Source organism: Candidatus Protochlamydia phocaeensis (assembly GCF_001545115.1).
GTDB lineage: Bacteria > Chlamydiota > Chlamydiia > Chlamydiales > Parachlamydiaceae > Protochlamydia_A > Protochlamydia_A phocaeensis.
The window spans coordinates 98,615-122,064 of sequence record NZ_FCNU01000007.1 but is presented as its reverse complement, the minus strand read 5'-3'; the positions used below and the strand labels follow the sequence as shown (position 1 = coordinate 122,064).

At 43.0% G+C, this 23,450-nt stretch carries 23 protein-coding genes and 1 tRNA gene; 13 read left to right on the top strand and 11 right to left on the bottom strand.

The genetic code is table 11. The annotated features are described in order from the left end of the window. Positions 1 to 2: 2 nt before the first annotated feature. Both BN3769_RS01475 and BN3769_RS01470 read right to left on the bottom strand, forming a co-directional pair. Complete coding sequence (locus BN3769_RS01475) at positions 3 to 788, bottom strand: undecaprenyl-diphosphate phosphatase (RefSeq protein WP_068466833.1); 786 nt, start codon at positions 786 to 788, stop codon at positions 3 to 5. 95 nt (positions 789 to 883) lie between these two features. Then, positions 884 to 957: transfer RNA gene (locus BN3769_RS01470), tRNA-His, on the bottom strand. Positions 958 to 1,182: 225 nt separating this feature from the next. Between BN3769_RS01470 and BN3769_RS01465 the strand changes: the two genes are divergently transcribed. Further along, positions 1,183 to 2,121: a hypothetical protein gene (locus BN3769_RS01465; protein WP_068466831.1), complete on the top strand. Its 939-nt coding sequence runs from the start codon at positions 1,183 to 1,185 to the stop codon at positions 2,119 to 2,121. A 39-nt stretch (positions 2,122 to 2,160) separates the two neighbouring features. On the opposite strand, the gene BN3769_RS01460 is transcribed toward BN3769_RS01465, so the two are convergent. After that, entirely contained in the window at positions 2,161 to 3,717 is a 1,557-nt protein-coding gene (locus tag BN3769_RS01460; RefSeq protein ID WP_068466829.1) for a ComEC/Rec2 family competence protein, read from the bottom strand. A gap of 182 nt (positions 3,718 to 3,899) precedes the next feature. On the opposite strand from BN3769_RS01460, the gene BN3769_RS01455 reads away from it, so the two are divergent. The 4 genes from BN3769_RS01455 to ptsP are packed head-to-tail and all read left to right on the top strand — an operon-like array spanning position 3,900 to position 7,725. Then, complete coding sequence (locus BN3769_RS01455; RefSeq protein ID WP_068466828.1) at positions 3,900 to 4,706, top strand: SMI1/KNR4 family protein; 807 nt, start codon at positions 3,900 to 3,902, stop codon at positions 4,704 to 4,706. 15 nt (positions 4,707 to 4,721) lie between these two features. Further along, positions 4,722 to 5,672 (top strand): HPr(Ser) kinase/phosphatase, encoded by a 951-nt coding sequence (hprK, locus tag BN3769_RS01450; RefSeq protein ID WP_068466826.1) that lies wholly within the window; start codon positions 4,722 to 4,724, stop codon positions 5,670 to 5,672. Positions 5,673 to 5,698: 26 nt separating this feature from the next. After that, entirely contained in the window at positions 5,699 to 5,968 is a 270-nt protein-coding gene (locus tag BN3769_RS01445) for an HPr family phosphocarrier protein (protein WP_068466824.1), read from the top strand. Positions 5,969 to 5,970: 2 nt separating this feature from the next. Next, positions 5,971 to 7,725, top strand: coding sequence for a phosphoenolpyruvate--protein phosphotransferase (gene ptsP / locus BN3769_RS01440; protein WP_068466823.1), 1,755 nt, complete (start codon positions 5,971 to 5,973; stop codon positions 7,723 to 7,725). Positions 7,726 to 7,789: 64 nt separating this feature from the next. Here the strand turns inward: ptsP and BN3769_RS01435 are convergent, their stop codons facing one another. Continuing rightward, on the bottom strand, positions 7,790 to 8,062 hold the full coding sequence (locus BN3769_RS01435; RefSeq protein ID WP_068466820.1) for a hypothetical protein: 273 nt from the start codon (positions 8,060 to 8,062) through the stop codon (positions 7,790 to 7,792). A 353-nt stretch (positions 8,063 to 8,415) separates the two neighbouring features. Then, positions 8,416 to 8,712, bottom strand: coding sequence for a YbaB/EbfC family nucleoid-associated protein (locus BN3769_RS01430; protein ID WP_068466818.1), 297 nt, complete (start codon positions 8,710 to 8,712; stop codon positions 8,416 to 8,418). Between the two features lie 394 nt (positions 8,713 to 9,106). Between BN3769_RS01430 and BN3769_RS01425 the strand changes: the two genes are divergently transcribed. The 3 genes from BN3769_RS01425 (at position 9,107) to BN3769_RS01415 (ending at position 10,705) form a co-directional block, all read left to right on the top strand. Further along, positions 9,107 to 9,574 (top strand): hypothetical protein, encoded by a 468-nt coding sequence (locus tag BN3769_RS01425; protein WP_068466816.1) that lies wholly within the window; start codon positions 9,107 to 9,109, stop codon positions 9,572 to 9,574. An 85-nt stretch (positions 9,575 to 9,659) separates the two neighbouring features. Further along, a complete protein-coding gene (locus tag BN3769_RS01420; RefSeq protein ID WP_068466814.1) occupies positions 9,660 to 10,091 on the top strand; it encodes a hypothetical protein in 432 nt (143 codons plus the stop codon). Positions 10,092 to 10,234: 143 nt separating this feature from the next. Then, positions 10,235 to 10,705 carry a hypothetical protein gene (locus BN3769_RS01415; RefSeq protein ID WP_068466812.1) on the top strand — a complete coding sequence of 157 codons (471 nt, stop codon included), beginning with the start codon at positions 10,235 to 10,237 and terminating at the stop codon, positions 10,703 to 10,705. Between the two features lie 6 nt (positions 10,706 to 10,711). Here BN3769_RS01415 and dnaX read toward each other — a convergent pair whose 3' ends face one another. After that, complete coding sequence (gene dnaX / locus BN3769_RS01410; protein ID WP_068466810.1) at positions 10,712 to 12,391, bottom strand: DNA polymerase III subunit gamma/tau; 1,680 nt, start codon at positions 12,389 to 12,391, stop codon at positions 10,712 to 10,714. Between the two features lie 142 nt (positions 12,392 to 12,533). Between dnaX and BN3769_RS01405 the strand changes: the two genes are divergently transcribed. Both BN3769_RS01405 and BN3769_RS01400 read left to right on the top strand, forming a co-directional pair. Beyond that, positions 12,534 to 13,967, top strand: a complete 1,434-nt coding sequence (locus tag BN3769_RS01405; protein ID WP_068466808.1) for a DNA recombination protein RmuC — start codon at positions 12,534 to 12,536, stop codon at positions 13,965 to 13,967. 117 nt (positions 13,968 to 14,084) lie between these two features. Further along, positions 14,085 to 14,459 carry a hypothetical protein gene (locus BN3769_RS01400; RefSeq protein WP_068466805.1) on the top strand — a complete coding sequence of 125 codons (375 nt, stop codon included), beginning with the start codon at positions 14,085 to 14,087 and terminating at the stop codon, positions 14,457 to 14,459. A gap of 6 nt (positions 14,460 to 14,465) precedes the next feature. Here the strand turns inward: BN3769_RS01400 and BN3769_RS01395 are convergent, their stop codons facing one another. Continuing rightward, positions 14,466 to 15,995 carry a YifB family Mg chelatase-like AAA ATPase gene (locus BN3769_RS01395; protein WP_068466804.1) on the bottom strand — a complete coding sequence of 510 codons (1,530 nt, stop codon included), beginning with the start codon at positions 15,993 to 15,995 and terminating at the stop codon, positions 14,466 to 14,468. Positions 15,996 to 16,394: 399 nt separating this feature from the next. Here BN3769_RS01395 and BN3769_RS01390 point away from each other — a divergent pair, with 399 nt between their 5' ends. Both BN3769_RS01390 and BN3769_RS01385 read left to right on the top strand, forming a co-directional pair. Beyond that, complete coding sequence (locus BN3769_RS01390) at positions 16,395 to 17,789, top strand: hypothetical protein (RefSeq protein ID WP_068466802.1); 1,395 nt, start codon at positions 16,395 to 16,397, stop codon at positions 17,787 to 17,789. Between the two features lie 192 nt (positions 17,790 to 17,981). Continuing rightward, entirely contained in the window at positions 17,982 to 18,326 is a 345-nt protein-coding gene (locus BN3769_RS01385) for a hypothetical protein (protein WP_068466800.1), read from the top strand. Here BN3769_RS01385 and BN3769_RS01380 read toward each other — a convergent pair. From BN3769_RS01380 to BN3769_RS01370, 3 genes are all read right to left on the bottom strand, one after another. Further along, positions 18,317 to 19,099 (bottom strand): DUF455 family protein, encoded by a 783-nt coding sequence (locus BN3769_RS01380; protein ID WP_079989363.1) that lies wholly within the window; start codon positions 19,097 to 19,099, stop codon positions 18,317 to 18,319. The two genes, BN3769_RS01385 and BN3769_RS01380, sit on opposite strands and share 10 nt — an antisense overlap. 3 nt (positions 19,100 to 19,102) lie before the next feature. Continuing rightward, on the bottom strand, positions 19,103 to 20,440 hold the full coding sequence (locus tag BN3769_RS01375) for an SH3 domain-containing protein (protein WP_068466797.1): 1,338 nt from the start codon (positions 20,438 to 20,440) through the stop codon (positions 19,103 to 19,105). Between the two features lie 261 nt (positions 20,441 to 20,701). After that, complete coding sequence (locus BN3769_RS01370) at positions 20,702 to 21,415, bottom strand: hypothetical protein (RefSeq protein ID WP_228840590.1); 714 nt, start codon at positions 21,413 to 21,415, stop codon at positions 20,702 to 20,704. Between the two features lie 365 nt (positions 21,416 to 21,780). Between BN3769_RS01370 and BN3769_RS01365 the strand changes: the two genes are divergently transcribed. Further along, positions 21,781 to 23,079: a PhoH family protein gene (locus BN3769_RS01365; RefSeq protein WP_154017772.1), complete on the top strand. Its 1,299-nt coding sequence runs from the start codon at positions 21,781 to 21,783 to the stop codon at positions 23,077 to 23,079. Here the strand turns inward: BN3769_RS01365 and BN3769_RS01360 are convergent. Next, on the bottom strand, positions 23,059 to 23,337 hold the full coding sequence (locus BN3769_RS01360) for a hypothetical protein (RefSeq protein WP_068466795.1): 279 nt from the start codon (positions 23,335 to 23,337) through the stop codon (positions 23,059 to 23,061). The genes BN3769_RS01365 and BN3769_RS01360 overlap by 21 nt on opposite strands. Between the last annotated feature and the right edge of the window lie 113 nt (positions 23,338 to 23,450).

Here is a 23,450-nt window from a genome sequence, read left to right as displayed (position 1 = left end):
TATTAATTTAACACATTAAAATAAAAACTAGTGAAAAGGCCCAGGCCCAGGCAATACCAGGCAAAATAAATCAATTTGTCTTGCGCCATCATGCGTTGCAGCAGCCATAAAGCCGCGCAGCCGACAATGAATGACGTGCTAAAGCCGGCAAAGAACTGTCCGAAGCTGATAGCCGCATCCGAGGCCGGGGCTTTCCAGATCTGCCAGAGCTCTAAAACAGTCCCTCCCAGAATTGCCGGGATGGCTAATAAAAAAGAAAATTGAATAGCTTCCTCTTTTGTCCAACCCAATAATCTAGCGGCCGAGATCGTTGCCCCGCTTCTCGATACACCGGGAAGAACGGCGACGGCCTGAAAAAGTCCGATCGCCAGCGGATCAGACCAGCGGCGCTTGGAAAAATCGCTGCTCAATGTTAAGCGTAAAGAAAAACTGGAGGCAAATAACAAGGCGGAAGAAAGCAGAAAGCAAATGCCGAGATATTGCGGCTGATCAAACACAGCTTTTAGCGGTTTTAGGATCAGAACAAGGGGAAAGAGGGGAAGGGTCCCTAAAAAGATTTGCAAAAAGCGCGTTTGCTGGGTCAGGCTTTGCTTCAATTGAGGAAAGAACATGTAAACAATCGCAACAAGCGTTCCCAGATGGCAAACTAAGTTAAAGAAAATATAGTTTTGCAAGTCTTGAAATCCCAAAAAGTACTGGCCTAGCTCCAGATGGCCGGAGGAACTGATTGGCAAAAATTCGGTAAGGCCTTGAATGATCCCTAAAAGAATGGCTTCCCATGTCGTCATAGCTGTCCAAGATGAGTGAAGTTCAAGTAGAGCACCAGAGTGCCATGTCAGGGCTTTTTAAACAAGGAATAAAAGAGAAACGCAAGAGAGAAATGGGCGATCGACGGGGCTCGAACCCGCGACATTTGGATCCACAATCCAACGCTCTAACCAACTGAGCTACGATCGCCATCGGATAAGATACGTCATTTTTAGACTAAATAGGCCTTTTTCGTCAACTGAAAATAAAAGAAAGTCATTTTTTATTCTCAAATGTCCTTTTTTATCGGAAAAGGACTTGATTTTTCCGATAAATAAAGGACTGCCATTGCTTGATTTCAAAGAGAAGCCTTTACCAAAAAGGAATCAAACCTTATGCTGAAAGCATTTCTAAAGTATTTAATTGAAAACTTTTATGCTTCCTTTATTTGCCTACCTGGCCTTATCTACAGCTGTCCCTTATGCGTCTCCCTTACAAGATTTTCATTATCCATTATTTAAACCAGGATTGTGTATGTTTCTGACCAATATTACGTCAGGTCCTCTGGCTAATCCAGCAAAAATTGATTCTTCTTCTGCAGATTTTTTTAATCAGCAAGCCTTTGTTGCCAATTTCAGCAAGGGCCTTCATTTAGAAATCAATGCAGACGAAAGGCTCAAGACGGTTGCGTCCGAGTATTTTGCAAATATGCATGACTTTATTGATGCGATGGAAAAAAAAGGACTGGCTGAGATGGAAGGAACGGATACCAATTGCCGCGCTGTTTGCGTTTCCGTTCAAGGGGCCATTGAAGAAGTGATCGCAAAGCAATTGCAATCCGGCGAGCTTAAAGCGGCAAAAGCGGTTTTTCTAACGCCTCTTCCTTGCACGCCTTTGCGTAAATCCGGCGAAACAAAAGGGCTTTCAAGCGAAGCGTTCGAGCCTGCCCGCCAATATACCTTGGATAAGAGAGAAGAGACCGTCCGCGTCATGATGAAGCATGGCTGCTTAGTTGTTCCTGCCTATTCAAAAGAAGAATTTGAAAAATTTGTTTCCGGGGCTGAAAGCAGCAGCGATAAAGCCAATCAAGTTGGCATTTATAAAACAGCCCAGGCTGAATTCGGTCAATCTTTGCAAGATGTCCAACTGCAAGGAAAAGTGCCAGAAGAACTTGTCGGAGCGCTTTATCTTCTGACTGATAAAGAGGGCAACCATTACTATTTAGCGACTCAAGGCGTACAGGCGCTTCATGCTAAGCCGGCTTTATGGAAGAAATGGCTGGGTTATGAAGGACAATCCTCAGCTGCGGAAGAGCGGGCCAAGAAGATGCTTGAATGGATTGAAAGCACAGGCGGGCCTGCAATCGGTTTCTAATCCCTTTTTTAAAAAAAGCGGGCCGGAATTCGGCCTGCTTTAAATAAAGGCAAAATCCTTTTTCTCCTCTTCGTTTTCCTGGTAGCTTTTCCAGGCAATGCAAGCTAATCCCATCACACTTAAATAGAATGCCAGCCATGCGGTTGGAAAAGTTTCCATGATCAAATAGCTGTCCATCTCTTGAGGCAAATGATACGTCAATTGCAAAATCGTCTTTGTATACGCATTATTTAACGCTTGCAGCCCATTTCCTACAAACGGGAGCCAGGAAAATAAGAGGCCCGCTAATAACAAGCTTAACGATCCGGTAATCAGCAAAGGAAAGAATAAATTGTAAAAAAGTCCCATCAAAGGGAATTGATGAAAATAATAGAGAGTGAGTGGCAGGGCGAAAAGATTCACCGCAAAGGTAAGCGCGAGTCCTTGCCTGAAAAAAGCCAGTAGGCAATAGGCATGCTGATTCCATCCATTCATTTCTATTGCTTCGCTTAGCGGCCTTTTGCGTATGATCTCTTGTAAAAGGATGTGGGCGGGATGATAAGCGAGCAAAATGGCGGCGGTTGTCAAAAAGCTGAATTGAAAACCGATGGTCTGGCTTAAGAGGGGATCGATGAACAGGACGGCCATCAAGGCAATTCCCAATGCATTAAGGGCATTTCCTTGCTTTTCTATCAAATAGCCGGCAATGGCTAGTGAGCTCATGATCCAAGCGCGCAGAACCGAAGCGTTGATGCCCAAAAATAAACAATAAGCGGCCATGCCGATCAGCAGCACAAAGGCGCTTATCCGCCTAGGAAGAATCCATTGGATCAAAAAGCTGAAAAGGCCTGCCAAAATGGCGAAGTGAAAGCCGGAAATGGCTAAGATATGCTGTAGTCCAAAGCGACCGAATTCCCGGCGTATCCATTGTTCATCCAGCTCTCCTGTCGCTAAGGCAGCTAAAAATTTTCCAGCTATCGCATCGGCAAACTGATGTTGGATCCATTCTTTGGCTTTTGATTTCCAATGGTAACGCCGTTCAGCCCAGCTTGCTGAACCTTCTACGCCAAGCCAAGAAGAGGAAAGAGGCATTTTTAAGAAATAAGACCCCTGTTCGGTCTGAAGCAGCTTTCCTCTTAAAACATAGTCGCGGTCGGCCGGCGGACGTTCAATCTCTTCTTTTTGCGGTAAAGCGATTAGACACTTGACTTGTTTGGCAACCAGGGGCTGGGAAATAGGGGAATCGGCAAAGAAATGCTGCAAATGGCAAGCATAAATCCACCTGGTTCCAAAGGGAGAGGTGTGACGGGTCAGGGAATCAATGGAAATATGCGCTAAGCCCCCTACGCCTTCCTCTGGCAGTTCTGGAAATTGATAGTGGACGGACATATAGGCCCAAGAAGAGAAAAAAACAGCCAAGCTGAGGAGCAAGGGCTTTAAATAAGACATGCCTTGCCGATAGACTGCGACCAAGAAGGGAAGCCATAAGGCCATTAGCGGAAGAAGAGAATGAGGAAGGCTGTAAAGGCTGCTGTAAATTCCTAGCAGCAAAGATATTCCATATAATAAAGCCGGATGGCAGCGCCAAAAATGAATAATTAAGGTGAAAATAAACATACGCGCTGGATTTTAAAAATTATAAATAGTAAGGAGAGCTTTTTTTTGTCTGAAGGAAAATCGCCGATTTGATAATAATTATTATAAAACAGGAAGGGTTGTCAACTGATTCAAATTGAAGTGGACAGGTTGAAAAAATTCTATCTTATCACTTCCTGGTCAATCAAAGGATATCAGTTAATATGGACCAACATGCCCTAGAATATTATAGTTCTTATTCTGAGGAAGCCCCCCATGCTCATTTTCATAAAGTGATTATGCTGCAAGAGGATCCCATGATTGATTGGGAAGAAGCTTTAGCGCTTGCTCCTAAGCTTTGTCGGGGATGGTATGAACTGGCCCAATTGCCGCTTCAAGACCGCATTGAATTTACGCGCGAGTTTTGGTTGGCGAAACTTCCTTATCATCCAAATTTAAACGAATTTTTAAATAAATTTTTTTCTTCTTTAGATGATATTGGAATCTTTCTTTTCCAACCTAAATATGAAGATCCCTTTGAAGTCAGCTTAGTTTATAGCTTAGCTGATAATAGCGGATTTTTTCATGGCAATGCGCCGGCGACCGAGCAAGAAATTATTGCCTTGCAAAAAGTTTTTCCAGACTATATTCTTCCACCTGATTATTTAGCCTTTCTTCAAATTCATAATGGGTTTGCGAAGCTGACCGATACGGGCATTACAAAATCGGCCGAGATGGAAGAGAGCTATATGAATTTTCAAAAGGTATTAGAAAAAGATTATCCGATTACGACCTCTAAAGGAGGGACTGTTAATCCCAAATCGCTCATCCCCTTTTATTGTTCATTTGGAATGTCGTTTTTTCAATGCTTTTGGGGAGAGTGGTATCCTGGCCAGGAAATGGGAAATGTCTATTATTCGGGAGAAACGAAGACAATTTCCGATTGTATGCAAACAGCGGATTGCGTAGAAACGATGGCTTTTGAAAATTTTACAGATTGGCTAATGTTTTACCTGGAAAAAATCGACTAATCGATCAAATAAATCATGTACCTCGTCAAAGACTTATATGAACGCCATGCCAAGCGCCTCAGCTTAGAATTAACCGCTGGGAAAGCTGGTATGAATAGGCGGATTAAAGTTCCCGAAGTTCAAAGGCCGGGCTTGAGCCTTTCCGGTTATTTAAAAAATCATGCAGATAAGCGCATTCTCATTTTTGGAAAAGTCGAAATTGAATACTTGCGCGATTTAGATCCGCAGGTGCGCATTGAACGGCTGCAAGCTATTTTAACCAATCGGACGCCTGCCGCTATCATTGCACGGGGCTATCGTCCTCCCAAAGAGCTGCGCGCCATTTGCGAAAAGCTAAGCGTTCCGCTCTTTCGGACCAATTTTTCTACTATGAATCTCCTTAGCAAGCTTACCCTCTTGTTGACAGAAGAATTTGCTCCCAGTGTCAGTTGTCATGGAACGCTGGTGGAAGTATTTGGAGTAGGCGTACTCATCCAAGGTGATTCTGCCGTGGGAAAAAGCGAAGCAGCCTTAGGGTTGATTGAAAGGGGCCACCGCTTAATTTCCGATGATATTGTAAAAGTAAAGAAAAAAGAAGGTGCTTATCTTGAGGGCTCAGGGGCTGCTCTTACGCGTCACCATATGGAAATTCGAGGGATTGGAATAATCAATGTCGCGAACTTGTATGGGGCTGTTTGCGTCCGCAACCAAAAAAGCATCGACATTGTTGTGCGCTTGGAGGTTTGGCAGGACGATCATTTTTATGATCGCATCGGATTGGAAGAAAAGTGTACAACCATTTTGGATGTTAAGCTCCCTTATTTGGTCTTGCCTGTCAAACCGGGTAGGGATGTCGTTTTACTGCTTGAAACGATTGCTCTTAATCATCGCTTGAAAGATATGGGCTATAATTCCGCGCAAGAATTCAGTGCCAAAGTCTTGGAATTGACGACATCTAAAGTTAAAAGAAAGACGGCTTTTGGATAAAATTTAAAAATAAACGAAGGAATTTGATGGTAAAGCTCATTTGTAAAGTCCAAGTCAGAAATCGAATGGGGCTCCATACAAGGCCGGCTACAACAATTGTGAAGCTGCTTCAGAATTGTAAGAGCGATGTCTATTTTACGCATAGACAGGAAACGGTGAATGCAAAAAGCATTCTGAGCATTTTAATGTTGGCGGCTAGGAGAAATTCCAAGATTACAATAGTTGTTGACGGGGAAGATGCGAATGCGACGATGGAAAAGCTCCTTGAGGCCTTCCAAAACCAATTTGGAGAGTAGCAATGCAAATTGAAATGGAAGAAATTGTCCTCAAGGGATATCCCATCTGCCGCGGAATTGCAATTGGCCGGCCTTATTTCTTCAAAAGGGATGAACTTGTCATAGCGGAAATGCCCATTCCTCCCTCCCATACCGAACGGGAGATCGAGCGGTATAGAATGGCTTTATCTCGAAGCAAGCAAGATCTCAAACGCCTGCAAAAGCAGCTGGAATCCGAAGCGGTTTTGGAAGGCATCCTCATTTTAGAAGCTCAGTTAGAGATGCTTCAAGATCCTTTGTTGACAAAGGAAATAGAAAATAATATTCGGCAGTCCAATAAAAATGTCGAATTTATCTTTCAACAAGCCCTCCTAAAATATCAGGAAAGATTCCAGTCTTTAGACGATCCATTCTTTGCCGAACGGTTTAAGGACCTTCAGGATGTCTCTAGGCGTATTTTTAGCTACCTGCATGAAAGCGGCAACTTGTCCTTGCAAGATATTCCTCCCAATTCCATTGTTTGCGCGCAAGAGCTGACCGCTTCCGATGTGGCCAGCGCAAAAATCTTCTCTATTGGGGCATTTATTACATCTAGTGGCGGATCCACTTCGCATGCAGCCATTGTCGCAAAAGCTAAAGGTGTTCCTTATATTACCAACGTCAATTTAGATAGCATTAAGCAAAATGTCGACAATATCATCATTGTTGATGGCCGCACGGGAACCATTACGCTCAATCCGACGGAAGGGACCATTCGCCAGTACGAGCAGCTTAAAAGAAAAATGCACGGTCAATTTAAAGACTTTGAGAAAGTGACAAAATGGCCTTCGCAAACATTCGATGGGTATTCAGTGCGTTTATTGGCAAACCTGGAAATGACGCAAGAGCTCGATATTGTCCAGGAATTGGGCGGCCAGGGGATTGGGCTTTTCCGGTCTGAATACATCTTTTTGCTAAAAAATGAAGTTCCATCTGAAGAAGACCAATTCAAGGTCTATTCCCATATTGTCAAAAAAATGAAGGGAATGCCTGTCGTCATCCGCACTTTTGATTTAGGCGGAGATAAATCCTCGCTGCATTATTCTTTTTCAGGGAAAAATCTCTTTGGCGGATGCCGGGCTACGCGGTTTTTATTGCAAGAACAAGCCCTTTTTAAGTCTCAGCTCCGCGCAATCCTGCGAGCTAGCATATATGGAAATGTCAGCATTTTGTTTCCCATGGTCGCGACGTTATCGGAGCTTAGGGAAATAAAAAGAATGCTGCAAGAAGTGCGGGAAGAGCTGCAGCTTTTTCATCCGGTCCGTATTGGATGCATGGTCGAAGTTCCCTCTGCAGCCCTTATTGCCGATCACTTTGCCAAAGAATGCGATTTTCTATCGATTGGAACAAACGATCTTGTCCAATATTCTTTGGCCATTGATCGCAGCGATCAGCTACTTAGCGAATATTATGAGCCGACGGACCCCAGCATCGTGCGGCTGATCAAGTTGATTACGACAGAGGCCAACAAGGCAAGGATTCCGGTTTCTGTTTGCGGAGAAATTGCCTCCGATCCACGCTTTATCCCTCTTCTGCTTGGCTTGGGCGTGCAAGAACTTTCAGTGGCGCCGCGCTACTTGCCGTTAATCAAAAATGCCATTCGCAGCACAAGCATTGTAGAGGCGGTCCATCTGGCAGAGAAAGCCTTGGAATTAAAAACATCGCAAGAGGTCTTGGAACTGATTGTCCAAGAATATCAAAAGAATGTTCCGCATGACCTATTCTATAATGTCTGTTAGAGGACTTCTTAAAACTGCTAATGGCCTATTGCGAGTATTCCTTCTAGGGAAAAAAACTCCAAACTCAGGTTAATAAAGCCAAGCTCTCCTTAAGCACGTCCAGGTTATTAATTTTCTCCACCACCGTCTTGGAGCTGCTAGGATAAAAGCTATAATGAGGCACCTGCTCCTCTTTTCTCCCGGAAGGCATGTCTATAACGCACGTTTTCATCGTGTCCAAGACCAATTTGGTGGGCTGTGGCATTTCATCAAATTCCTGCAGTTCGCTTTCAGATCTCCTACTGATATTTTCATAAGTAGCCGCAACAGAAGGGGGAGCGTTCACTCCATTATTCATATTTATGTCCTTAGGATATAGAAAAGCCTATCATAATCTTGACTATAGACAATGAGCAATTTAAATTAATTTAATAAAGAACAATTCTTTTAATTTAAGGCTAATCTTATTTGATGAATAATAAAGGATACTTATTACATTAACTTTTTGAGCGCTAGAATAGCAAATAGATTTATCAGCGGAACTGCTATGAAATAGAAAAATGCCCGGTCAAATTTGGCCATAAAAGGGGTGTTTAAAGGAGGATTATTTAATGGGAGTTGTTTTCCGCATTTTGGGCTCTTCGGTCATAGGCTGATTAAGCAGATTGCAACTCCATTAAATAATCAAAAAGGCGTGTTTGACAGACTTTTTTAAGCAAAGAGTCCGGGCAGGCCTGGCAGGGGAGGAGTTTGCTCTCGCAGCTTTTTGTGCGCATCTGCGTGGGCAGCCCTTATTAATATTTCTAATCCTTCCAAATCTTCCACGTCCACGCATTCGGGTTTAATTTTAACCTGCTTCATTTCGCCATCGCCCGTCAACGTAATTGTCACCAACCCGCTTCCTGCAGCGCCTGTCACTTCAATTTTCTCCAATTGTGTTTGGACGAGATTGATTTGCTGCTGAATGAGCTTTGCTTCTTTCTTTTTTTTCGAATAACCAGATCCCATGAATTCTCCTTATTTGTCTAGTCTATATTTAAATTCCAAGCGATTGGATTTAAATCGATGTTCAAATCCAGTCGTTTGAAATTTGAATAGGATAAACGGCTCGCGAGATAGCTAAAACTATTATGCGGACAAAGCTGACTGGCTGTCAAGCTTATAAGAGAATTCAGCGAATTCATTCTCATCTAGATTATTAGCGGTCTACTACGCCCTCTAAGAACTATTTTTATAGGATTTTTTGCTTGTTGATTTTCTCCTTTTGATCTTTAAAAATATGTCAGTTAAACGATAATAAATTTGCTAAATAAAAATAACTGCATTAAATTCATTTGTTTATTAATGAGTGTTAAGTTTATGAATGTGTAATAAATTTAATTTTTAGTTAATAAGGAAGTGTGTGAGTTTGAATACAAATTTAAATCAGGAAATCTATTTATATACTAGTACGATGAATGGGCATGTATATTTATATTCCCAAAAATTAGACCTATTTGATCAAGTGGAAAAATTAGGACCAGTTGCCTTGGTTGCCATCTCCAATCAAACGATTTGGAATGGTGATGGATCTTTTATGACAATTCCTCTATTGAAGCCCTATTTTACCGATTCGGCATTAATCGCAAAGAAAAAACAGGAACTGAAAGCCTTAGGAAAGAATATAACTAGATTACAGGGCAATCTAAAAAATCTTAAGACGCTATTTGATCAAACAGGCTCCGAGCAAACTTATCTTCATTTAGAAGAGAAAATCCAACAAATCAGGCAGAAATACCTCGAACATGAGGCTAATTATGATGCGTATTTGGCAGATGCGCTGAATTATCAAACATTGGTTAAAAATAGAATTAATAAATTTGCTAGATAAATAAATTTGTCTTATTTTTTTATTTTGGTTTTATTGTTTTAATTAAAATAAATTAATTTATAGATCGTTTAATGAAAGGAAGAATATGAGCTTTAATTCAAGCTTAATGAATTCACAGATAACGACAACCACTGATTATGTGAATGCTTACTTGAAAAAATTGGAAGTCTTTGATCAGGTGGGCAATCTCGGGCCGGTTGTTATGATCGAAACATCGCGTCAAATTATTTCAAATATGTCATTGCCTTTATTTAAGCCCTATTTTGCAGATGCCGCTTTAATGAGAGCAAAAATGCAGGCATTAAAAGAGGTGGGGAAAAATATAAATGCATTAGAAGGACATGTGAGAACACTTCAAGATCTTTTTTATCGCACAATAGAAGGACAGATAAATTATCTTAATTTAGTGGTGAAAGTTCAGCAAGTCATAACGAAATATGGCCAGCATGCGCACAATTACGCTATTTATCTACAAAATGCAGAAGAATATGAAGCTCTTGTTAATAGGGGAAGATAAAAGCTTTTTTAATAAGTAGCCAGCATAGGGCTCTCGTTTTTCCTTCCTATTTCCCTCTTCAACGTCAATTTGGCATCCTATTCTTGATTATTTAATTAAAATTATTTTTACTACATCATTCCTTTAGATTACTCGAGAAAATTATGAATGTAGGGATAAATTCTTTCACAAACGTCTATACACAGCAAATTCAGTATTATAGCAAACAGCTGCAAAGCTATGATTCAAATGAAGCATTAGGCCAAATGGAGGGGATTGTCACTTCGTTTGTAAAAATGGATGCCTATCATGCAATCCCTTTTTATACCTTTTATCCTGTGAATATCAAATTAATTTCTAAAAAGGTTTCTGCTTTAAATCTGATTGAACAGAACTTGGTGGTATTAGAAGAAGAGCTGATAAAAGTGCAAGAACTCTATTTTAAAGCTCAAGCGGATCAGACGTATATTTCTTTGATGCAAAAAATTCAGGAGCTAAAAGCTTTGCAGGCGAACTATGTCGCTATTTTTAAAGGCCATCTGAAAAAGGCACAGGAGTATCAAGGCAAGTCCTATGAGTATCAACCTAAGTTTGGAATGCCAAAGAAGCCTGCCGATATTCCCCCTTCCTTTTAAAGATTTTTATACGTTTCGCTGTAACTTGCCTTCGAGTTCGACCGCTGCAAAATGAAAGAGCGTATCGTATTGATGGGAGGGGCGCTTCTTATCCTTTTCCTCATTTGAAATAGCTGGTTGGTTAACGGAAGCTGGCGCAGCCGCTTTTGCCGCGGGCGGCTTAGGTGTTGGTGCTTTTGGAGGCGCAAAGCCTAAATCGGCCGGAGTGGGCGTAGGATCTTCGCTGACAAAGTCAAATAAAGAAGGAGCAGGAGGCGGGGGTAGAGAGGGGACCTTGACAATTGGAGCAGGAGCCGGTTGAGCTTTCGCAGAAGCGACAGGGGGAGGGGCTTTTGGTGGAATAGAGGGGGATGGATTCTCTGCTTTGGTCTCAGGCAACGGCTCTTTTGGAAGAGGGGAGGGTATAGGCGGATTGGCCGGCCTGGCAGCTGCTATTGGAGCCGGTGTTGGCGGTATGGCCTGAACAGGCGGCTTAGAGGCCGGCTGAAAAGAAGCGGAGGGGGCTGGGGCAGGAGAAGAGGGGTCGGCTTGTTCGTTAATGGCTTGCTCCAGCTCGCTTAAACGGCGGACGAGAACTTCGATGGGCAAGCGGAAATGGCTGCGCATGATGTGGAGTAAAATGGCCTCTAAGGCAATTTTTCCGGAAGAAGAGAAGCGGATTTGATTTTGCGATTCAAGCAGAAAATCTATCATATCCAAGCATTGCTCTTGCGAATAAAGCTGGGCAGATGCCTCGTATTGCTCTCTTTCTCTTTGGGATAGGGTAAGAAGAGAAGAGTCTTTACCGGAAAGCTTGATGAGAAGAATATGGCGGAAGTGCTCGATCAATCCATCCACAAAATGCATGAGGTCTTTGCCTTCCGAGAAAATGCAATGCGCAATTTCAAAAGCTTTGGCGAAATGGCCGTCTTTGCCGGCTTGGTCCAGTTCAAAGTAGGCTTGGCGCGGCATTAGGCCTAAAATGGAATTGACCGAATCTACTGTCACTTTGCCTTCTTCAAAAGCCAAAATTTGATCGAATAAGGATTCTGCATCGCGCAGCCCTCCTTCGGCGCGTTGGGCAAGCAGCTGCAGAGCCTCTTCTTCTGCTTCGACTCCCAGTCGATGGGCAATCAAGCGCAGCTTAGTGACAATTTGGTGAAGGGGAATGCGGTTTAAATTAAAGCGCTGGCATCTGGACAAAATGGTCGGCAACACTTTATGCGGCTCAGTAGTGGCAAAGAAAAATTTGACCTTAGGCGGCGGCTCTTCCAGTGTTTTCAGTAGGGCGTTGAAAGCCTCTTTGGTGAGCATGTGCACTTCGTCGATAATATAAATTTTATAATGGCCCGAAGCGGCGGCATAGCCGACGGTCTCATTGATCTGTCTGATATCTTCAATTCCGCGATGGGATGCCCCGTCGATTTCCAATACGTCCAATGACGAGCAGGCCGTAATTTCCCGACAAGAAGAGCATTGATTGCAGGGTTCAAAATCTGCCGTCAGTTGCTGGCAATTGAGCGCTTTGGCGAAAATGCGCGCCAAGGTCGTCTTTCCCGTTCCGCGCGATCCGCAGAAAAGATAGGCTTGGGCAAGCCGATTAAACTTAATGGCATTTTTCAGGGTTGTTACGATCGCTTCTTGTCCAATGACTTCTTGGAAATTTTGCGGACGAAATTTGCGTGCAATAACTTGATAATCAGACATAAATACCAATGGATTTAACAATATGTATCTAGTTTAATGACCGGCTTGAATTTATGCAAATGAATGGCATGACATTTTTTTCTTTTCATAATTGAGGGCATTCCCTCATGATACCGTCCAAAAATGAATAAAATGGCCTTCTATGGATGCGATCTGGTTATGCTTATCATCAATGGTACTCGCGGGAATGGGAGTAGGCTCGCTGCTCCTGGCGTTCCATAGCCGCCGCCTTCAAAAAGAAAAGCAAGCGGCTGAAGCGGAAAAAATGGCTATTCAGGCCGAATGGATGCGCGAATGTGAAAAGCGGGCGGTCGCAGAAGAAAAAAACACTCGCTTAAAAGAAACGGAAGAAAATTTAAAGACGGCAAGGGAAGCGTGCGATAAATTAATCGAAGAAAACACGCAGCTTAAGAGCCAGCTTGCTGAGAAGGAAGTCTGTTTACGAGAACAAGTCCAGCGCGAACAAGACAAATTGTCATTTTTGCAGCAAGCCCAAGAGAAATTAACGGATTCTTTTAAAGCGCTTTCGATCGATGCTTTGCAAAGTAATATGCAGTCTTTTTTGGAGTTGGCTACCGCTAAATTCAGTAATCTGCAAGAAGGAGCCAAATGCGACCTTCAGCTGCGCCAAAAAGCAATAGACGATTTAATTAAGCCTATCCAAACCTGCTTGCAAACAGTCGATCAAAAAATGTCTGAGCTGGAGAAAGCCCGGTTGATCGCTTACACAAGCCTAAGCGAACAAGTTCAACATCTGGCCAAAACGCAGACGCAGCTCCAATCCGAAACATCCAACTTGGTCAAAGCCCTACGCGCTCCCTACGTCCGCGGTCGCTGGGGAGAGATTCAACTCAAGCGCGTAGTGGAAATGGCTGGCATGGTTGAGCATTGCGATTTCGTCCAGCAAGAATCCGTCACCCTCGAAGAACGTCGGTTCCGCCCCGATTTGGTCATCAAACTGCCTAATTCCAAGCAAATTGTCGTCGACTCTAAAGCGCCTTTACAAGCGTATTTAGAGGCTTTAGAATGCACGGAAGATAAGGAAAAGATAACCAAGCTCAAAGATCATGCGCGCCAGATCCGCAGCCATATTACACAATTGTCCACAAAAGCTTATTGGGATCAATTTCAGGCCGCCCCGGAATTTGTCGTATTATTCCTTCCTGGCGAAACATTTTTTAGTGCAGCCCTAGAGCAAGATCCCGAATTGATTGAATGGGGAGTAGAACAAAAAGTCATTTTAGCGACTCCGACGACTTTGATCGCCCTTCTACGGGCTGTTGCCTATGGATGGCGACAAGAACTTCTTGCAGAGAATGCGCAAAAAATTAGCGAACTCGGAAGAACTTTGCATGATCGCGTCCGCATCTTAGTCGAGCATTTTGATGACATCCGCAAAGGGCTGGATCGCGCAGTCGAGGCCTATAATAAAGCAGTCGGATCATTCGAAAATCGAGTTTTGACAACCGCCCGCAAATTTAAAGACATGGGCGCCTCTTATGAAGCCGAAATTCCTTTTTTAGAAACCATCGATACGACAACGCGGATGATTAAACAAGACCTTCCTTCTCAATAATTTTATTAAAATATCATTTTTGTATTTTAATTGACATTAACTCGAAATTTTATCATCTTCTTTTATTTCTTGTTTAAGATAGTTTATTAATTGTTTGAATCTTAAAGGCTATTTGTTATGACCTCTTTTTCCGGCCCCTCATTGTGGGAGCTTCCCTTTCGTCCTATAGTAGGTTTTGTCGGGGGGTGTTTATATGGCGTGCTATTTAAAGTCCCTATCGGCTTAGCCGCATCGGCTTTTTCTATACGCGAATTGGCCGATCCCATTTTTTTTAACATCGCTAATGCTTTCGTAGGCGATGGAGGAAAAAAGAGCGCGAGAATTTATGCCATAACCAATCTAACCGTCAATGTGGCTACGCTTGTCCTGCTCTATCGATGGAATTTGATCGGGCAGATCGGCCTAATTGCTTTTTCTGCTTTAATGGGCTTGGAAATGCTATGCAAATGGGCGGATTTTTCCAAATATAATGCAACTCTTATAACTTCTTAGAGGCTACTATAGCTTCATTCCCGCAGGGCTGCGAAAGCCGATGGCTTCCAGCAAATGCTCGCTGTGAATGTCGGAGGCGCCTGATAAGTCGGCAATTGTGCGTGCAATGCGCAGCAGCCTATCGCAGGCTCTTGCTGATAGGCTCATCCTTTCTATAGCTGTCTGCAAAATAGTTAACCCATTTTGATCGAGCGAACAATGTCGCTTGATTTCCTGAACGGTCAACTGGGCATTCGTCCGATTTTTCCCCAAGCGCTTGGCTTGTCTTTCTCTGGCGGCAAGCACGCGTTCGCGAATGAGAGCCGAAGGCTCTTCTTCAGGCTGTTTAAAAAAATCTTGATAGCGCAAAGGAGGGACTGCGATATGCATATCCAAACGGTCCCAAAGAGGTCCGGAGATTTTGGCCAGATAGCGGTCAATTTGAGCAGCCGTATCTTTACACACTTTTTCGGGATGGCCCAGATAGCCGCAAGGACACGGATTCATGGCTGCAATGCACATAAATTGAGTGGGAAAGGTAAACTTTCCGCCGGCTCGGCTGATCGTGACTTTCCTGTCTTCCAAGGGCTGCCTTAGAACTTCCAAGACAGAGCGGGAAAATTCGGGGAGTTCGTCTAAAAATAAAATGCCCTGGTGCGCAAGCGAAACCTCTCCTGGCTTGGGATTGGTACCCCCTCCAATTAATCCGGCATAGCTGATGGTATGGTGAGGGGATCGAAAGGGGCGCTGAGTGATCAGCGTACGCCCATCCTCCAACAGGCCGGCAATGGAGTGGATGCGGGTGACCTCTAAGGCCTCTTCCCAAGTCAAAGCAGGCATAATGCCCACCATGGCTTTGGCCATCAGGGTCTTTCCGCAACCGGGAGGGCCCGATAGGACGGCATTATGCGCGCCCGCGGCGGCGATTTCAAGGGCTCTCTTGACATGAGCCTGGCCTTTAATATCGCAAAAATCTATGGAAGGCGGATTCAGTTGGAGCGCATCGATCGCTTGCTTAGAAAAAGGCTTAATAGAAGAGGGATTTTGTAAAACGTGAACAGCTTCTTTAAGACTTTGGACGCCAATTACTTGAAGGTTGTCTACAATAGCTGCCTCGGGAGCATTGTTAGCCGGTAGCAATAAGCCCTTTTTACCTAATTCCCGGGCTAAAAGAGCAATCGCTAAGGCGCCTGTAATGGGGCGAAGTTGGCCGCTAAGGCCCATCTCTCCGACTATCAAATAATCATTATAGCGCCCTTGATCCTGTAGAAGCCCTAAAGATCCCAATAAGCCGATGGCAATCGGAAGATCGTACAAAGCACCTTCTTTCTTCAAATCTCCTGGTGCTAGATTGACCGTGCAGTGAAGAGCGCCAAGCTCAAAGCCGGAATTTTTAATGGCGGTCAGCACACGGTCTTTGGATTCCCGGACTGCCGTATCGGGCAATCCCACAATCACGAGCGTCAGCTTTTCGGCTTTTGAAATATCGACTTCCACTTCGACGGGAATGGCCTCTAAGCCATATAGAGATAAACAATGAATACGTGAGAAAGGCATAATAATAATGAAAAATAAAAAATAAAGTTTATCTTCTAAGCCATTTTAAAGAAATAAGAACTCGTCTAGTCGTGAAATTCAATGGAAGCTAGCCGATTGACTGTATTCCTTGACGAGGCGGCGAATGCCGGAGCGAAGAGGAAAAAGAAATCCTGCCTTTTCAATTCACATGCAATAGGCGGCATGGCCCAATAGAACTCCCTTAATCGGGAAAAATAATCTTAACTATAGGTTCCTATAGGTGTTAGGGCAGTCTCTTAAATATTGAGTGTTAAATGATTAAATCTAATGAGAACATCTCCTAAAGTTTTACAATTAATTAATAATCAATTAATATTTTTTGTTTAATTTTATTTTGTTGTTTTAATTTTCAATAATCTCTTCTATAAGGAGAATTGCATGCAGCCAACAAATTTTTTTAATCAGCTTGCTCAGCAGCCTGATTATACGCATTTGACTCCTGTCAGCACATATGTCTTTTCGGGATTTCGTTACATTGCTATTCAGCTTCATCAAAATGCTTCGCCCACTCAATGGCATGGATCAGCGTTGAGAGGAATTTCTAAAGCAGTGGCTGTGGCAGGCTATTGTTTAAATATGCCGATAGCCCTTGCGGAAACTGCAGTTGGATTGAGCGCCGCAACAATAGGAATTGGGCTGCATTTATTGACCGGCGCCCGATCAGAGACTTTGCAAAGATATACGCTTAAATCAATTGCTTATACGTTCAATAGCTTGGGCAATTTGCTTCTTCAATTAATATTTTTGGGGAAATTGCGTTTTCCCGAATATCATACGCATACGGCCATTCTTAACCAAGCCAACTATTTGTTATGCGGGCTTTCTACACAACTGGTTGGAGGTTATATTTTTGATCAGATGGCCGGAAGAAATCCCGTCAATAGAGGGCTAAATGGAGAGGAGAATCCACTTCCTCCTTCTTTATTGCGCACGGGCTATTTGTTGGCTCAGCAAATTCCTTCTACCTTGAGAGAAATTATCACGGGCATTGATCGCGACTTTAATCATCACCGTCAGTATTTGGTCGAATCGTCAGTCCTCCAGAGCTTTTTGAATGCTCATCCGGAATATGGAGAATTGATCCGCTCCTTCACTTTTTCAAGGCTCGCCGAAGCGGACTATCGTCAGCAAATCAGTCGTATGGTTACCGATTTCTTTACTCATCAGCAGATGCTGCGTCCAGCTGATCCGGTGGCTACTGCGAATACTGAATTTGTTATCAGTACTAATCAGGCCAGCGACGATGAATATCGCAATCAGCTTCAAACGTTTGTAAAGAATGGGGTAAAAGAAATTTATCAAACTCCTGAACTTGTTAGCTGCTTAGGAGAAAATGAGCAAGCTGGAAAAGAGGCTTTAGAGGGATTTTATCCGGAAGTCTATCTGCCGATTGCCCATTATGCGCAGTTAAAAGAGCTTGAATCAGACTTGACATGTCCCAATACATTTGGTAGCAATGATTTACGTTCTTACAATGAGCGCAGGCAAAAGCTGGAAGAAGCTCAGCGCGAATTGAGGGCTTTAAGTAGCGAAGAAAAGGATTATTTGATCAAAAAGCTTTTAAATAGTGACTACACTTCCGAGCAGTCCTTTTCCGAGGAATCTAAAGCGCGTATTCAGCATCTTTATAATGCCATAGGTAGCTTGGGTGGAAGCCTTCATCAGGGCAAATTGATGAGCCAATTAACCGTCAATATCGGAACAGGCAATCAATTGTTCAGTTCACAGAACCTTTTCCAAAAAGCCTATCAAGACGCTCTTCAAGAGGTTTAATTCTCTAGCCATGGCCAGCCTGCGATAGGCTGGCCTGGACAAATATCGGCTTGTTTCTATTCCTTTTTCTGGAATTGAAGAGAAATCTTTGCCAGGGCGAGTCCCTTCTTTTCATCTATGAGTCAAAAAATACCTGACTTGGCACACTTTAAGCATATTTGAATCGATCTCCTATCTATAAGGAGGAATTTCATGAAAAAACAGATCGTTCACCTTTCTGTGCATCAGACAAGTAAAGTGCTTGCCGTCATGTATGCCGCTGTTTTCACTGTTTTCTTTGTTATCCCTTGGGCTGTTTCTCATTTATTCCAAGGAGAGTTGCTGGCTGGGCTCATCGTTCTCGTCCTCATGCCCTTCATTTATTGGATTGTCCTCTATATCGGATATGTGGTCGGTTGCTGGGTTTACAATTTGATTGCTGCTCGTGTAGGGGGAATAGAATTCGAACTACAAGATATCACTGAACAGAAAGAGGAGAAAATAAAAAATGAAGAAAAGGAAGAAGCGGTGTCTCCCATCTCTTCCAATCATTTATAAGACTTGAGTTTTTCAATCCAGTCGGAGGGAATGCCTGCCTGATAGCGTGGTTCTTCATGTAGACAGAATCCTTTCGCTCTTTTAGGCGTTAAAAGCGTAGAAGCCAGTGTTTTTTCCCAAGAATCCCATTCGCTGGCTTCTTTCTCTTTTAGCTTGCGAAGCCAGTGCCAGCCAAAGCTGACATGCGCAATTTCATCTTTTAAAATAGTCGCCATCAGCTCAGCAGAATTTTGATCGCCAAAATGCAGGAAGGATTTTCCATACATGGGAGCGAAATCCAAATTGGCCATCTCAAAGGTCAAGCTCATCATGCTGATGTAGTGGAGTGGCGAGTGAATATGCGGGGTATGCTTCCAAAAATGGCGGTAAAGGGGAAGATCGCCAAATTGAATGCCTAGCTGGCTCATGCGCTCCATATATAAGCGGACATGTCCTTGCTCTTCCTTCAACGTATTGGCCAACCCCTTGCGAAACCTTTTTGGAGCATCAGGAAAGGCTAGCAAGGTAAAGGCCATGATCTCGACGGCTAATAGTTCATGGCCGGCAAAACGGTGTAGGCAAATTGCCCGCTTATCGGGATCGCCATGTTCTTGAAAGGGAGGAAGTTTTTCTTCTCTAGTCCGCCGGGTGAAAGCCATGCCAGGCGGACGGACAGGCTCTTCCCAAATAAGGGCCGGACCTGGCTCATCATCCGTTAAAACGGCAGGACAAGCCAGTTTGCCGGCCAAGGTATCGGCAGCTAAAATAGACTGGGCCCATTCACGCAGTTCCATTGCCTACTCGATTGATAAGACAAAATAAGCAGGAAAAGCATAATTATTATTGGAACGAGGAGCCACGCGGATCGTCACTTCATGTCCAATAAAATCCTGTAAATTGACTTGCGTACTATAAAGAAAAGCAATAGGCAACTTGCTGGCAGAATTGATCAGCATGTAATCGCCCGGTTTGTTCTTAACAGGACGGTTATAAGGATCGATGATTCCTCTGAGCACAAATGAATTTTGACGTTGCTCTTCATAGAAAGCATTGGGATTGGAATTATGCGTTTGCTGCGTCCAATTGGCAAACAAATTTTCCTCAATTGGTAGCCAGATGGACATATTGATGGGAAGCTGAGTGGGTTTACGCACAGGAGCTGCTGCAGCCATGGCGGCAGGCGCTGGGACAGCAATGGCTGTGGCTGCTATTTGCCTTTCTTTTTCCAGACGCTGCTCTAAAGTGGCGAGCTTATTCTTATGCGCTTGCAGTTCGTCATTCAGTTGTTTAGTTTTCGCTTCCAGGACGATCGATGAATTTTTGGCTTGCGCTTCTAAATAAGCGACTTTTTTAGCTGTATAGGCATCTTGCAAAGCGGCAAGCGAGTCTTTGGCTTTTTCGCCGGCTTCTGGAAAATCCGTATAGTCTAAAATAATATGTTGGTAATTGGCCTTAACGGCGTCGATGTTGATTTGATCGAAGGGCTTTTGCATTTCATTTTTACTCATCGCCTCGGTCGTGTTCAACAAATGATAGACCTCTTCGCGGCGCTTCTCTTGACGGGCCATCATGCCCGCATCGCCTGCCTTCTCGATGTATTCCTTGGCAATATAAAAACGGGTTGCTTCAGGCAATTTGATTTCCATCCATTTATTATTGGACGGATTAACAGTGCCTTCTACTCGGTCTCCTGAATTTAACTGAGCAACTACAGGAGCGTCCAGATCGGGCTTTAAACGGACATTTACGCGAGATCCTTCAACAACATTATCCAATACATATGTTCTGAATACATAGGCCCGCATATCAGCCGGAGGCTGAATGGCATAAAAGTCATCGGTCTCCCCCAAAACAATAACCAGGTCATTGCGAGTAAACTCGCGCAAGACTTGCCCATCATATCCTGGCTGAAGGCGCATGCGGACTTTGTTTTTGGTGATTTTGCCTGTAAAGGGCTCGAACTTAGAGAGCGCGGTTTTTTTAGAAGACGCTTCTTTTGCTTTGGGCTTATCCGCAGGAGCCGCTTGTTGTTGATCAGTTGTCGTCTCTTCCTTGTTTTCATTAGGTAGAGAAAATGCAGAGCAAGGAAGCAGCAACGATAACATAGTTAGCAAAGAGGGGGGAATGTTTCTCATAATCTTGATCCTCTTGAATAAACAGGTTAAAAGCGATATTGAAAAGAGATTCTAAAGTTTTAAGACATTTAAGCAAAGTATTAAGAGACTATCATTGAAATAGATTGATTAACTAAAAAGTTCTTTTTTGACTAATAGAAAATCAACGTAGGCTAAAGAAACGAAGAGGAAAATGGATTAAAGAGATAAAAAAATGTTAAAAGCCAAGAATCCTTGCCATTTGTTCTTAGCTTTTAACAAATAAAGAGAAGGGCTTGATCCTTAGCTTTTCAGCACCGCTAAAATGTGCTCGCAGCCTTGCTTCCCGCATGTGCATCCGACCGGATGTCCCAAGTAAACGCTATATTTTTCATGGGTATCTAAGCGATTGGTCACAGAGAACAATTTATCCCCTGTCTGCGTAATCGTCCATTGCTGAAATTGCAGGTCCGAATCAGAGACCTCTTCATGATGTTCTTCAACTGTTGCTGTAATTGGAGGGGGATTTAGCACGCGTGCCACTTGACAGTGAAAGCAATTGCAAAAAGGTTCCGCTTTGGGCAACAACGCCTCATCGCTAGGCGCAATGACCTTTGAGATCGCTTCAATTTTTTGCAAAATTTCAGGAGGCAGGTCCGGCGCATTGGCTTGCGCAGGATTATGCTGCATGGCTGTATTCAAACCATCAAGCGATCCAAATGCCAATTTAAATGAAGGCTCGCCAAATTGTTCTACCATTCCCTTTAAATTTTCTTCTTTTAAAGTATAAGCAGAGCCTGCCTGAGATGCTAATTGCTCTTTCTCAAGGTAAGTTGCATGATAAGAAAAAATCTGCTCAATTGTTTCATCTGATAGCTTCGGGATATTAATTGTATCCCCGTCTATTAAAGTAATAGCTAAAATGCCACCCTTCATATGAAGCGCAGCAATGCGTGACCAACTCGTCGAGATGTAAGGCGGAATGCTGAGGATTTTTTCATTAATTTTTATTTGCATAACGACACTCCTTTAACTAGATTTTTCTCAATCTAGCTTCTCTATTTCCTCAGAATGGAATTATAAAAGATAATAGATCTTTCACCAAATCTTTTTATTTAAACCATCATCTATTTAATACGAGCTTATTATACGCCTTTAGCCTTTATTTGGCAACTGATTTAGCAGTCAGGGTTTGAGAGTGCTTAATTCGATCAAGAAAAGGCAAAAGTAAGCAGCATCAGGGATAGGAGAGGAAAAGCTAAAAAAAAATCTATGTGTAAAGTTCCTAATTTCAATCTATTAAAGGAGGATAAATTTTTTGCTTGTCAGGGATCCAAAGGCTGCATATGATGCTCATTTTTAAGTTATTGAAGGAGAAAGACGTGTCGCATAAGACTTTTGTTATTGATACCAATGTGTTGCTGCATGACCCTGCATCGATTATGAAATTTTCACGCAATCATGTCGTCATTCCTGTTGCTGTTTTGGAAGAGTTGGATAAGATGAAGCGTCTCCCTAATGAATTGGGGAAAAACGCACGAGAGACCATTCGCCTGCTCGATTCGCTCAAAAAAGTAGGGAAAGGAAACTTGCACTCCGGCGTAAAGTTAGAAAATGGGGCAACTGTCCGCATTCAATTGGAGTTTGCCAGAGAGAGCAAGTATAACTTGACATTGACGGTTAATGATAACCGAATTGTTTTAGCGGCTTATTTATTGCAAGAATCCGGAGAAAAAGTTGTCTTTGTTTCAAAAGATTTCGCTGCCCGCATCAAGGCAGAAGCGCTTGGCATTGAAGCCGAGGACTATGAAAACCTCAAGTACTCCTATGAAGCTGTTTACAAAGGCATTCATAAGCTGGAGCTTCCCAAGTCCGAGATCGATCTCTTTTATAAAGATGGCAAAATAAAGCTAGAAAATATCGCTAGCCACCCCAACGAATATTTCATCATGACCTCGCCGGAAAATTCATCGGCGATTGGGAAGTACGATGCGAGCCATCAAAATGTGGAAGCGCTTTTGAAAACCACTAATATTTGGGGGATCAAGCCACGCAATGTCGAGCAGCGCTGCGCGATGGATTTGCTGCTGCGGGATGACATCAAACTCGTCACTTTGATGGGACCGGCGGGAACGGGAAAAACACTCTTGGCTCTGGCATGCGGACTGAGAAAAGTTTTTGATGAAGGCAATTATTCGCGCATTCTGGTCAGCCGTCCAATTGTTCCATTGGGAAGGGATATCGGCTATCTGCCGGGCACCAAAGAGGAAAAGCTCTTTCATTGGATGCAGCCGATCTATGATAACTTGGAATTCCTGTGCGCTTCAACCGGCGGAGAGTCCAGCGAAACATTGAAATGGGTCATGGATAGCAAAAAAATTGAAATGGAAGCTGTCACTTACATTCGCGGCCGTTCGCTGCCTAAAATGTATATAATCATCGATGAGGCCCAAAACTTGACTCCCCATGAAGTAAAAACCATTATTTCGAGGGCAGGCGAGGGGACAAAAGTAGTCTTGGCCGGCGATCCGACTCAAATCGATAATCCTTATCTCGACAAGGACTCAAACGGACTGACCTTTACAGTAGGAAAATTCATCAACCATAAAATTTATGGGCATATTTTCTTGGATAAAACGGAACGATCGGAATTGGCTGCTTTAGCTGCCGAAGTTCTTTAAAGCTAGTCTAATTATTCTCTCTAAGAAGGTTCCTTTAAAACTATTCTCATAAGGTTTAAGGAATCTTCTTAGCTGTATAAAATCCATTTTGCAGCCAATTTTTTTCCTTCTTCCTTCTTCCTTCTTTCTTTTAATTAATTTTAATAAATTAACTTTTAATTGCTTAATAATAAGTAACTTCTTATTTTTAAGTCTTTTTAAAGCTGAACAATTTGACGAAATATTTCCCTGAAAGCCAGAGAGTTTAAAACCTTTCATTAAAAAAACTTCCCCGTCTTTTTTCAATAGGGATCGAAGCCCGTTCTTTTAGGATAAGATTGATTGAATAAGAGTTGTCCAAACTTGGGTTAATAAATGAAGTAGTGGTCGAG